The organism is Bifidobacterium aesculapii (assembly GCF_001417815.1).
GTDB lineage: Bacteria > Actinomycetota > Actinomycetes > Actinomycetales > Bifidobacteriaceae > Bifidobacterium > Bifidobacterium aesculapii.
The window spans coordinates 1-12,418 of sequence record NZ_BCFK01000060.1; the positions used below are offsets into that span (position 1 = coordinate 1).

Below are 12,418 nucleotides of genomic sequence, written 5' to 3' on the forward strand. Positions count from 1 at the left end.
TGGGGTAGGGCCGCCGCGGCCCTACCCCATCCTCGTCCCGGTCATCACACCGTCACTTCGGTCAATGTCGGCTGCTCGGTGGAGGTCTTGATCTGCTTGAGGCCGATCAGCGCGATCGCCAGCGAGCCCAACGCCAACGCGGTGACGACGAGGAATCCGCCGTGCGAGCCCATGCGGTCGATGAACTGCCCGGCGATCGCCGAGCCGGCCGAGGCGCCGATCGAGTTCATCGCGCCCATCCACGCCATGCCCTCGGTGAGCCGCGACGGCGGCACGAGGTGCAGCATGAGCTGGTTGCCGTTGATCCACGTGGGGGCCTGGCATACGCCGATGAGCAGGTAGATGATCATGATCACCCATAGATGACGCGCGAACATGAACGAGCCGATGCCGAGGTTGACCACCGCGAGGCAGAAGTAGAACCGCTTCCACAGCGGAATCGTCCAGTTCTTCGCGCCGTACACGATCGCGCCGCACAGCGAGCTGATGGAGAAGCAGGCGAACACGAATCCGGTGTACTGCTTCATGTTCGATTCGGTCGCGAACGCGATGATCGAGATGCCGGCGGCCGACTGGAACGCGCCCAATCCGAACCACGTCACGCATACGGCCACGAGCCCCGGCCCCCAGATGGAGGCCTTCCGCCCGGACTTGGCGTCTTCGATGGCGCGCCGTGTTTCACGTGAAACGATTGACTCGTCGGTCACGCCTTGCGCCGCAAGTCGGCGGCGCGTCTCCTCGGCGGCGGTCTCGGCGCGCAGCGCCTCCGCCTTCGCCGCCTCACGCGCGCGGTACTCCTTGCGCGAGATGCCTTCCGCGCGCGCCAGGTCCGACTGCGACGGCGGTTCGGTCGTCAGCTCCGTCAGGAACATCAGCGCGCCGACCACCACGCACACGCCGGTGAACGAGAACGCGAGCAAGCCGGAGATCACCGCCAATGTCGAGGCGAGCGGGTTGCCGACCACCCACATGCATTCGTCGAGCACGCCGCACAGGCTCAATGCGCGGTCGGTGCGCTCGCGGTCGCCTTTGAGCAGGCGTGTCCAGCGTGCGCGGCTCATCGCGCCCCATGGCGGGATCGCGGCGAGCAGCGGCGTCAGACAGTACAGCACCCATTCGGGCGCGTGGTTCGTGATCGATGTGGTCAGTGCGATCGCCGCGACGATCCACACGATGATCGTCGGGATCGAGACCTGACGCTGCCCGAATTTGTCGGTGAGTTTGCCGAGCAGCGGCGTGGAGATCGCCAGCGCGATGGCCTGTAACGCGGTGAGCATGCCCGCCAGCGAGTAGTTGCCGTAGTAGTGCTGCACGGAGATGGTGATGGTCATGCCGATCATCGGGAACGGCATGCAGGCGATGACGCCGCCGATCGAATACCGTGCGGTGTGCGGGATGCGCAGCAGCTCCGCATACCCGCCGAACACCTTGTGTCCGACTTCCCTGATTCCGGTGATGACGTTGCTGGACATATTGCACCTCTCCTTTCCGCTCCCGATTGGATGTCCCTCGCAGCCCGTGGCGTTGGGCGGCAAAGCCCTCATCGAATGATGTGTGCTGTCCGTCTTGGTCGCGCAAAGGAGTGCGTGCCGTCGGGCTCCATGCCCGAATCGCGCCGCACGTTTGCGTCGCGGCTACTCTACGCGCGCGCGTTCCCCGACACGCGGTAGATTGGTGTGCTACCTGACCGTATTCGCCCATCGTTCACCAAGGAGCGCCGATGACCGCCACCACCATTCATTTCGTCCGCCACGGCAAGGTGTACAACCCCGATCATCTGCTCTACGAGCGGCTTCCCGACTTCCATCTGTCCGACGTGGGCCGCCGCATGGCCGCGGCGACCGGCGCGTACATCGCCGCCAGCCCGCAGATGAACACCGTCTCGGCCGTCTACTCGTCGCCGCTCGACCGCACGCGCGAGACGGCCGGTGCGATTCTCGACGCGTTGAACCTGGTGCGTGAGGCGCGCGGCGAGGAGCCGCTCGCACTCGTCACCGACGAGCGCGTCATCGAGGCCGGCAACGAGTTCCGAGGCAAGCGCATCGGCCATGGCGAGGGCGCGTTGTGGCGGAACGGCAATTGGAAGCTGGTGCGCAACCTGTGGCGCCCGAGCTGGGGCGAGTCGTACGCGCATATCGCGGCGCGCGTCGGCGAGTTCGCCCGCGAGAAGGTGCGGCAGCATGCGGGCGAGCAGATCATCGTCGTCAGCCACGAGTCGCCGATCTGGTCGTTCCGGCACCTGTTGGAGACCGGCCATGCCGAGCACTGGATGTTCCTGCGCCACACCGCGCTCGCCTCGATCACGTCCATCACGTTCGACTGCGCGACCGGTCGTGTGATGTCCATCACGTATGTCGACCCCGCGGCCGGCATCGAGTAGACGCACACTAGAATCGGTTACGGAGTCGCGCCCTGCTCGGCGGCGTTCCCGGTCGCTGCGGTCCGTGTGATCGCCGGTCGGACCGGAGTGCCGGGAAGAGCCCATGGGCGTGCGGGACTGAGGATGGTCCTTGATGAATCTCTCGCGAAGGAGCTTGTATGACCTACGAACTGAACGCCGATGATGTGGATCGTCTCGCCGCGCTGCCCGCCGTGCGCGACGCCGCGCGCGAGGCGGCCCGGCTGGTGGCCTTGTGGCCGCTCACCGAGGCGATGCACATGGACAACGATGCGAAATACGGCGAGAACCTGCAGGTGCGTGTCTCGCGTGCGTTCGCGCGCATCGTCACCGGCAACGACGTGACGATGCCGGATGCGGAATTCGTGTACGAGGGCGCGGATGCAATTCCCGGGCGTCCGCAGGAGATCGTCGACGCGCTGCTCGCCGCCAACGACGCGTACGACGCGATGGCCGATTTCTCCGAAACCGGCGACATCGCGCTCGTCGACGACGCCGCGGCCGATCTCGGCGTCGTGTGGGATGACGCCGCGTCCGTGCGCGTGCACGAGACGCTCGGCGCGGTCGAGGCGGCCGTGAGCGATGGTGCGTTCGACGCGGGGGAGTATGTGGTTGAGCCCGGCGACGGTGCCGTTGACGACGGTGCCGGTGCCGCGTCGCCGACGGATGACGCGTTCGAGCCGTCGGACGCGCTGGTCCGTGCGATGGCGCACCGGTTCGCCGCCGCGCTCGCCGTGTGCGGCGCGCTGCTTGACGCGGTGTCCGACGGGAACGATGTGACGCGAATCACCGGGGAGACGCCTGTAGACGATGACGCCGTGCGCGCCGTGCTGCCGCTGCTGCTTGCGGTCAACGAGCTGCGCGAACAGATCTCCGTGCCGCGCATCTTCCTGACCGACGTGCAGATCCGCGATCTGCTCGCCGCCCGCGCTGCCGCTGCCGGTGCATCACTCGATGCGCTCGCCGCGTTCGTCGCGCCGCTCGCCGCCGCCGAATGGCGCAAGCACCGCGAGGACGTGTTGTGGAATCCGGCCGAGGCGAAGAAGAAGGCGAAGGAGGAGGACGAAAAGCGCAACAAGGAGGCGCTCGCCGCCAAATTCGCGCACGTCAAGAACGACAACAAGGAAACCGTCGAACTCTGACCCCGCCCCGCCCCGCGCCCTACGCTCATCCTGCGGCCCGTGGTCCCATGGTGCGGTAAAACGCCCATGGTGCGGTCAGGCAAAACGGCTTTATTCCGCCGTTATGGAGAAATTGTGTTACCGCACCATGGGAGATGGGCGCGTGGGGTGTAGGGGTGTGGGTGAGTGTGTGTAGGGGTGTGGGTGAGTGGGGTGGGGGAGGCGCGCTTAATGTAAAGAGTGTTTGCATAAAAAGAGAGGGGCGACTAGCATAAGGGGCAGCATCGCGGGTGCGGTCGGCGACGAAGCCGGCTGCGGCACCCGCCCGCAACCGTATCAACCGTATCCATCGACGGCGAAGGAGCCCCCATGGTCCCCATTGATTCGCAGCATACCGCCCCTCGCGCCGGCGGTACCCCTCACTCAGGGGATTTCCCTCACTCCGGTGTCCCCAACTCCGGCGCTCCCGTCAGCTCCGGTGTCTCTCACTCCGGTGATTCAGCCCGTTCCGGCGCCTCCAGCCCCGGTACCTCTCACCCCGGCGCCCCCCACTCCGGAGGCGCCCCCGACCTCGCCGGCGTCGCGGCGATGTTCGCGCTTGACGGCCGCGTGACCGGCATCGAACCTTACGGCGACGGGCACATCAACACCACCTACCTGGTGACGACCACCGCGCGCCGCTACATCATGCAGCGCATGAACACGCGCGTCTTCCCCGACACCGCGAACCTCATGCGCAACATCGAACTCGTCACCGCGTTCCTGCGCGAACGCGGCCAGGAAACGCTCGACATCATCCCCACCACGGACGGCCGCACCTACGCCACATCCGCGGCCGACGGCTCGCCGTGGCGCGTCTACGCGTTCATCGAAGGCACGATGTCGTACAATCTCGTGCCCAACGCGGCGGTGTTCCGCGAATCCGGCGCCGCATTCGGCTCGTTCCAGAACCATCTCGCCGGATTCGACGCCGCGCGGCTCGCCGAACCCATCGCGCACTTCCATGACACCCCGCACCGGTTCGCCGACTTCAAGACCACGCTCGCCGAAGACAAACTCGGACGCGCCGCAGCCTGCCGCCGCGAGATCGACTTCTTCCTCGCGCACGAAGACCAGTACGCGCGCATCACCGACGCGCTCGCCGACGGCACGCTCCCGTTGCGCGTCACGCACAACGACACCAAGCTCAACAACATCCTCATGGACCGTGAAACTGGCAAGGCGCGCGCCATCATCGACCTCGACACCATCATGCCCGGCTCCATGCTCTACGATTTCGGCGACTCCATCCGCTTCGGCGCCTCCACCGCGCTCGAGGACGAACGCGATCTCGCGAACGTGCATTTCAGCACCGACCTGTTCCGCGCCTACGCGCAGGGGTTCATCGGCGAGGTGCGCGGCAGCCTGACCGACGGCGAGATCGACCTGCTGCCGTTCGCCGGCAATATCATGACGTTGGAATGCGGCATGCGCTTCCTCGCCGACCATCTCGCCGGCGACATGTATTTCGCCACGAAATACCCCGAGCACAATCTCGTGCGCGCGCGCACGCAGATCAGACTCGTCGAGGAGATGGAAGAACAGGCCGGTACGATCCGGCGCATCGTCGACGACATCACGGAAAGGACGACGGCATGAGCCACGATACGACGACACACGACATCGGTGCGCGCACGGCGGACGACGGCGCCGCACGCGCGACGTACTACGACACCGCGACGTCCGGCGCGACGACGTACGCCGGCGGTGCGGCGGCGCAGGCCGCGGCGCTCGCCGACGTGTACGGCGTCATCGACGCGCTCCTCGACTACGCCGTGCGCCGCCTCGAACTCGACACGCTCGACGTGGACTGGAAACGCAACCAGATACTCGAACTGCTCGGCCTCGCCACCTACCGCCCCACCGGTGCGACCTGCCACGAGCCGCTCATGCCCGACGCGCTGCTCGACCGGTTCCGCGACGCCGTCACCGTCGCCGGGCTGTGTACGCGCGACGAGGCGCCGCTCATGGCCGACGGCGTGATGGGACTGCTCTCCGCGCGCCCCTCCGCGCTCGCCGCGCGCTTCCTCGACGAGGAGCGCGCCGGCGGCGGCGACGATGCGATGCGCTGGCTGTACGACTACTGCGTGGCCAACAACTACGTGAAGAAAAGCGCGCTCGACGCGAATTCACGATTCGACGCGAACGGACTGACCATCACCATCAACCTCGCCAAACCGGAATTCAAAACCATGGGCAGCGCGGCCGCCGGCACCGCCGTCGGCGGCGGCTACCCGGCCTGCACGATCTGCCACGAGAACGAAGGCTACGCGCCGCGCGGCCGGCGCACATTGCGGACCATCCCCGTGACCATCGGCGGCGAGGAGTGGTTCTGGCAGTTCTCGCCCTACGGCTACTTCCGGCAGCACGGCATCTGCGTGAACCGCGAACACACGCCCATGCACGTGGACCGTGGCACGTTCGGCGACCTCATCGACTTCGTCGACCGGTTCCCCGGCTACTTCCTCGGCTGCAACGCCGCGCTGCCGTGCATCGGCGGCTCGGTGCTCGCGCACGACCACTATCAGGGCGGCGGCGAGCTCCTGCCCATGCATCACGCCGAAGCGTGGCGCACCCTCGCCGCGCCCCGCGGTTCCGGCACATCCGACGGCTCCGACGTCATCGTCGAGATCCTCGACTGGCCCGGCACCGCCGTGCGCGTCGTCTCGCCGTCTCGCCGGGCGGTGGTCGACGTGTCCGACACGATTCGGCGCGCATGGGTCGATCATGACGACGCGGCGCACGGCATCGCCTCACGGGACGCCGAAGGCAACCCGCAATCCGCCGTCTCGCCCAGCGTGACCGTCACCGACCGCGGCTACGAAATGCACCTGATCCTACGCAACAACGCCGTCAGCGAACGCTACCCGCAGGGAGTGTTCCACGCGCACCCCGAATACTGGGCCATCAAACAGGAGCCAATCGGACTCATTGAGGCGCAGGGACTGTTCATCCTGCCCGGTCGCCTCGTCGGCGAACTGGGCGCGATCCGCGAGGCGCTGCTCGCCGACGGGCCGCTGCCCGACGGGCTCGCCGCGTTCGCGCCGCAATGGGCGGAACTCACGGCCGCGCTCGACGGCGACGGTGCGACCGGTGCGACCGGCGCGCGCACGCCGGAGACGGTCGACGAGGCCATCCGCGACATGCTCGGCTCGGTATGCCACCGCATCCTGCGCGACACCGCCGTGTTCAAGGACCCCGCGCTCACGCTCGACTTCCTCGACACGCTCGGATTCACGCCCGTGGACGATGTCTCGGCCTAGCCGTTTCGGCCGCGGCGATCGCAGTGACCACACCAGCATCAGCCCGCAATAGGCAACCACCTCACGAACCATACGGAAAGGAACCATCATGGCTGAAATCATCATCGTCGAAGACGAGGCGCAGGCCGGCGCGATCTACGCGCGGTGCGTCGCCGACCTCATCACCGCCAAGCCGGACGCGGTGCTCGGACTCGCGACCGGATCGAGCCCGCTCGCCGCATACCGCGCGCTCGCCGGCATCGTCAAGGAGGAAGACATCGACGTGTCGCATGTGCGCGGCTTCGCGCTCGACGAATACCTCGGACTGCCGCTGACGCACCCCGAGTCGTACCACGCGACGATTCACCGCACCGTGGTCGAGCCGCTCGGACTTGACCCGGCGAACGTGCACGTGCCCGGAGACGTGCTCGACGGCGCGCCGCTCGCGGACGGCGAGCGCGTCGCGGCGGCCGGTCCGGCGTACGACGCGGCGATCGAGGCCGCGGGCGGCATCGACGTGCAGATTCTCGGCATCGGTGCGGACGGCCATGTCGGATTCAACGAGCCGGGGTCGTCGCTGGCGTCCGGCACGCGCGTGAAGACGCTCGCCGAACGCACGCGCGTCGACAACGCGCGTTTCTTCGGCGGCGATCTCGACCAGGTGCCGACGCATTGCATCACGCAGGGCATCGGCACGATCCTCAAGGCGCGGCATCTGATCCTGCTCGCGTTCGGCGCGGGCAAGGCGGAGGCCATCGAGGAGACCGTCGAGGGCGGCGTTTCGGCGTTCTGCCCGGCGAGCGCGCTGCAGTTGCACCCGCATGCGACGATCATCGTGGACGAGGCGGCGGCGTCGCGTCTGCGGCACAAGGACTACTACCGGTACGCGTACGCGCACAAGCCGGCATGGCAGGGCATCTGAGCGCGGCGTCAGGGAGGACGGCATGGCAGCGGTAACCGCAACGGAAGACAGGAGGGCGACGGTCGCGCACGTGACCGCCGCCCTGGAGGTAGCGGCGGCGCCGGTCGCGATTCGCGGCGCGCGCAAGGTCGACGCGGGCGGCGTGCGTGACGGCGCGTGGGTCGTGTCGGATGCGCGCGGCGTGATCGTCGCCACCGGCGTGACCGCCGCGAACGGCGACGGGGAGGAGGCGTTCGAGCATGCGTGCCGCACGGTCGGCATCGACCCGATGGCGCGCGCTGATGGCGGTGCCGCGCGCGGCGTGGTCGTCGATGCTGGCGGGAGGATCCTCACGCCCGGATTCGTCGACATCCACTCGCATGGGGCGTGGGAGCGCTCGTTCGACGACGGCGCGGACGGCATCGACGTGGCGCGTGCCGGGCACGCGGTGCATGGCACGACGCGGCAGGTGCTGTCGCTCATCACGAATCCGATGGACGTGATCTGCCGCAACATCCGCGTGGTGGGCGAGAAGATGGCCGCCGGGCGGCCGGATATTCTCGGATGCCATCTGGAGGGGCCGTTCCTCGCGGTCAAGCGCAAGGGCGCGCATGATCCGAACTGCCTGCGCGATCCGGTGCCGGAACTGGTGGAACGGCTGCTGGAGGCGTCGGGGGTTTCGGGCGCAGGCGGCGGTGTTTCTCGCGGTGGTGCCGCTGCCGGGCGTCATGCGGGCGCGGGGCGGCTCGGCTGCATCCGGCAGGTCACGATCGCGCCGGAACTGGAGCATGGCATCGACGCGATTCGCCGGTTCGCCGCGGCGGGCGTCGTGCCGGCCGTGGGCCATTGCGACGCCGACTATGCGACGGCGAAAGCAGGGTTCGACGCGGGCGCGGGCATCATGACGCACATGTTCAACGCGATGAACGGATTGCATCACCGCGCGCCGGGGCCGATTCCGGCGGCGGTGGAGGATCCGCGCGTCACGATCGAACTCATCAACGACGGGTTCCACGTGGACGATCCGATGGTGCGTCTGGGCTTCGGTCTCGCACCGCACCGCGTCGCGTTCGTGACGGATGCGATGGCGGCCACCGGCTGCCCGGACGGTGCGTACAAGCTCGGCGAGCTGGATGTGAACGTGGTGGACGGGCATGCGCGGCTCGTCTCCAACGGAGCGATCGCCGGCTCTACGTTGACGCTGGAGGTCGCCGTGCGGCGGGCCGTGCTGGCATTGGGATTCGAGCCGTCCGCGGCCGTGGAGGCGGCGACGCTCACGCCGGCGCGCGCGCTCGGCCTCGACCGTGCGAACCCCGTGACGGGTGCACCCCTGGGGTTGCTGGCGCCCGGCTATGCCGCGGACTTCAACCTGCTTGACACGGGCACGTGGACGGTCGAACACGTGTGGTGCGCCGGCCGCATGCTGCGGTAGATGCGGCGCGGGGCTGCTGCGCGGGGTGACGCGGGGCGATCGTGCGGAGTGGCGCGATGCGACGTATGGCTGCCGTGCGCCCGGTCATGGAAATACGTCACTGAGACATGCCGTGAAAACATGGAGCGGACACATGGAAGGGGGCTGTTCCGGCGATTCGCGTGCCGGAACAGCCCCCTTTCGGCTGCCTTCAGGCTGTCTTCAGGATGATTCGCGAGGACTCACTTGCCCTGCCACGGCTGCTGGCCAGGCTGGGCATAGGGTGCCTGCGGGGTCTGCCGGCCGTCGCTGTGCAGCTGCTGGCTGGGCTGGGTGGCATCCATATCGTCGTCGGCGGCGGGTTGTGTGGCCGGTGCGTCGGACGGCTGCTGGGGCGCGGCTGCGTCGGGGGCGGCCGGAACGGGGGCCGGCGCCGCGGATGGGACGTCAGGCTCGGCCTGTACGGCGAACGGGTCGGCCGGCGCGGGCACGGCGAACGGGGCCGCCGGTGCCGGCGCGCCGAACGGGCCGGCCGGCGGCATCGGCGCGGCACCGTAACCCGGCGTGGAGGTGGAGTACACGGGCGCCGCGTTCGGGGCTCCCGCGACGGGCGCGCCATACGGGGCGACCGCCGCATGCTTGTCGAAGCGGGCGCCTTCCGGGTTGCTTGGCAGCGCCATCAGCACGGCCCAGAGGATGCTGGCGGCAAGGCTGAGCAGAACGCCGAAAATGAGCAGGGCGCTGCCTCCGGCCGCTGCGACGCCGAACCCGCGGCCGCCGCCGAACATGCTGCCGACACCGCCGATGATGAACGATGCGCCGCCGGCGACTATGAGGATGCCGGCCAGAACGGCCACGCCGTAGATGATGGCCAGCCACCAGCCCGGACGGTTCGTGTCATGCAGACGGCGCACGCCCAGCGACAGCCCGGGGATGAAGCACGCGAGCTCGTACACGGTGGTGAGGAAGCCGAGATCGGCGCCCGTCGCGTTGTAGATGATGCCGACGATGAAGCCGAGCACCGCGCCGATGACGATATTGCACAGGAACGGCCACCAGAACTCGCTGCGCGAGGCACGGCCGGAGAGCACCACGTATTTCTGCCAGAACCGGATGTACGCCTCGAAGATGGGGCATCCGTAATACGGTTCATCCAGCGAGGGGGCGCTGCGGTAGAGCCCGGCGGGGGCGGTATACGCGTTCGGTGCAGGCGCGGTGTACGCGTTCGATGCGGGCGCGGGAGGGGCTATGTTCGGCGCGGGCGGGAACTGGCTCGACGGGTCGGGGCCTGGTGCCGGGGGAACCGCGGGGAACGCGTTCTGCGGATCGGCCGTCGGCTGCGCGCCGGGCGTCTGGCCGGCCGTCTGCTGGTAGGGATCGGAATCATGCTGGTCGCCGCCCGGCTGTGCCGGGTTCGGCGGCAGCGGCACGTAGTTCGGATTGCTCACTGCTTCCCCTTTCAAAGTCGCATGGTCATCGCCGTATCGGGGTGACTGGTTCCCATTGTTCCAGCATCACGTCGAAAATGAAACATGAAACGGCCGCGCGTCCTCGTCGTGGACATGCGGCGTGCGCGTCGGGACGCGTCACGCGCATGTCGTGCGTGCCGCGTCCGTCCGCGCGTGCGTGCCGCAATCCGTCCGCGCGCGACGATTCCCGTCCGTCGCGCGCGGCACAATAGGGGATTATGACTGAAGCTGAACACGCGAACGATACCGCGAAAAACCACAAGCCCGAACTGCCCAAGGACGTGCGCGTCCGTTTCTGCCCGTCCCCGACCGGAACCCCGCACGTCGGCATGATCCGCACCGCCCTGTTCAACTGGGCCGAAGCGCGCGCCACCGGCGGCAAGCTCGTCTTCCGCATCGAAGACACCGACGCGCAGCGCGACAGCGAGGAAAGCTACAACCAGATCCTCGAATCGCTGCGCTGGCTCGGCATCGACTGGGACGAGGGCATCGACGTGGGCGGCCCCCACGGCCCGTACCGCCAGTCCGAGCGCACCGCCATCTACAAGGACGTCGCCGCCAAGCTGCTCGAAGCCGGCTACGCGTACGAGTCCTACTCCACGCCGGAGGAGATCGAGGCGCGCAACGTCGCCGCAGGCCGCCCGAAGGCCTTCGGCTACGACGGCTACGACCGCGACCTGACCGAGGAGCAGAAGGCCGCGTTCCGCGCCGAAGGCCGCAAGCCCGCGCTGCGCATCCGCATGCCCGACGAGGACATCGCCTTCGACGATCTCATCCGCGGACGCATCGAATTCAAGGCCGGTTCCGTGCCGGACTACGTGATCGTGCGCCCGAACGGCGACGCGCTGTACACGCTCACCAACCCGGTCGACGACGCGATGATGGACATCAACGTCGTGCTGCGCGGCGAGGACCTGCTGAGCTCCACCCCGCGCCAGATCGTGCTGTACCGTTACCTCGAGGAGCTCGGCATCGCCAAGACCACCCCGCTGTTCGGCCACATGCCGTACGTGATGGGCCAGGGCAACAAGAAGCTCTCCAAGCGCGATCCGGAATCCAACCTGTTCAACCACCGCGACGCCGGCTTCATCCGCGAGGGCCTGCTCAACTACCTCGCGCTGCTCGGCTGGTCCATCGCGCCGGACCGCGACGTGTTCTCCATGGACGAGATGATCGAGAAGTTCGACGTGCGCGACGTCAAGGCCAACCCGGCCCGCTTCGACCTCGACAAGGCCATCTCCATCAACGCCGAGCACGTGCGCATGCTCGAGCCCGAGGACTTCCTGCGTCGCTCGGTGCCGTACCTCAAGCGCGACGGCGTCGTCTCCGCCGACTCGTGGGACGCGCTGACCGACCGCGAGCGTGAGATCCTTACCGCCGCCGCGCCGCTCGTCCAGCCGCGCGTGCGCCTGCTCGGCGAGGTCGCCGGCATGGTCGGCTCCCTGCTGTCCACCGAGACGTACCTCGAGCCGGACGACGGCGCGCGCAAGCAGCTCAAGGACTCCGCGCCCGCCGTGCTCGATCTCGCGATCGCCGCGCTGGAAGGTGTCGGTGAGGCCGATTGGAAGACCGATATCCTGCACGAGACGCTCAACAAGGCGCTCGTGGAGGACGGCGGCTACAAGCCGCGTCTCGCCTTCGGCCCGGTGCGTGTGGCCATGTCCGGCCGTCGCGTGAGCCCGCCGCTCTTCGAGTCGATGGAGATCGTCGGCCGTGAGATCTCGCTCGCCCGCTTGAAGGCGCTGCGCGCGCACCTGTGATTGCGGTCGCGTCTGTGAGTCCGTGACGCGGGGCGGGGCGTGTGTGCCCGGTGAAGATGGATTCGCCGGGCACACAC

General features: G+C 68.2%; 9 protein-coding genes. 7 read left to right on the forward strand and 2 right to left on the reverse strand.

The window, feature by feature from the left end; translation table 11 throughout:
• Positions 1–44: 44 nt before the first annotated feature.
• On the reverse strand, positions 45–1,472 hold the full coding sequence (locus tag BFAL_RS08260) for an MFS transporter (protein WP_055427927.1): 1,428 nt from the start codon (positions 1,470–1,472) through the stop codon (positions 45–47).
• Positions 1,473–1,720: 248 nt separating this feature from the next.
• Between BFAL_RS08260 and BFAL_RS08265 the strand changes: the two genes are divergently transcribed.
• The 6 genes from BFAL_RS08265 to BFAL_RS08290 all read left to right on the forward strand — a co-directional run bounded on the left by BFAL_RS08265 (position 1,721) and on the right by BFAL_RS08290 (position 9,133).
• Complete coding sequence (locus BFAL_RS08265; protein WP_055427928.1) at positions 1,721–2,380, forward strand: histidine phosphatase family protein; 660 nt, start codon at positions 1,721–1,723, stop codon at positions 2,378–2,380.
• Positions 2,381–2,538: 158 nt separating this feature from the next.
• A complete protein-coding gene (locus tag BFAL_RS08270; RefSeq protein ID WP_055427929.1) occupies positions 2,539–3,540 on the forward strand; it encodes a hypothetical protein in 1,002 nt (333 codons plus the stop codon).
• Positions 3,541–4,107: 567 nt separating this feature from the next.
• Positions 4,108–5,157 (forward strand): phosphotransferase enzyme family protein, encoded by a 1,050-nt coding sequence (locus tag BFAL_RS08275; RefSeq protein WP_055427930.1) that lies wholly within the window; start codon positions 4,108–4,110, stop codon positions 5,155–5,157.
• Entirely contained in the window at positions 5,154–6,821 is a 1,668-nt protein-coding gene (locus BFAL_RS08280) for a galactose-1-phosphate uridylyltransferase (protein ID WP_236691717.1), read from the forward strand. The genes BFAL_RS08275 and BFAL_RS08280 overlap by 4 nt, the downstream gene beginning before the upstream one ends.
• Positions 6,822–6,909: 88 nt before the next feature.
• Complete coding sequence (gene nagB / locus BFAL_RS08285) at positions 6,910–7,722, forward strand: glucosamine-6-phosphate deaminase (protein ID WP_055427931.1); 813 nt, start codon at positions 6,910–6,912, stop codon at positions 7,720–7,722.
• 22 nt (positions 7,723–7,744) lie between these two features.
• Positions 7,745–9,133 (forward strand): N-acetylglucosamine-6-phosphate deacetylase, encoded by a 1,389-nt coding sequence (locus BFAL_RS08290; protein WP_055427932.1) that lies wholly within the window; start codon positions 7,745–7,747, stop codon positions 9,131–9,133.
• 221 nt (positions 9,134–9,354) lie between these two features.
• On the opposite strand, the gene BFAL_RS08295 is transcribed toward BFAL_RS08290, so the two are convergent.
• Positions 9,355–10,560, reverse strand: a complete 1,206-nt coding sequence (locus BFAL_RS08295; RefSeq protein ID WP_055427933.1) for a DUF805 domain-containing protein — start codon at positions 10,558–10,560, stop codon at positions 9,355–9,357.
• A 239-nt stretch (positions 10,561–10,799) separates the two neighbouring features.
• On the opposite strand from BFAL_RS08295, the gene gltX reads away from it, so the two are divergent.
• Complete coding sequence (gene gltX, locus BFAL_RS08300) at positions 10,800–12,341, forward strand: glutamate--tRNA ligase (RefSeq protein WP_055427934.1); 1,542 nt, start codon at positions 10,800–10,802, stop codon at positions 12,339–12,341.
• The last annotated feature ends 77 nt before the right edge of the window (positions 12,342–12,418 follow it).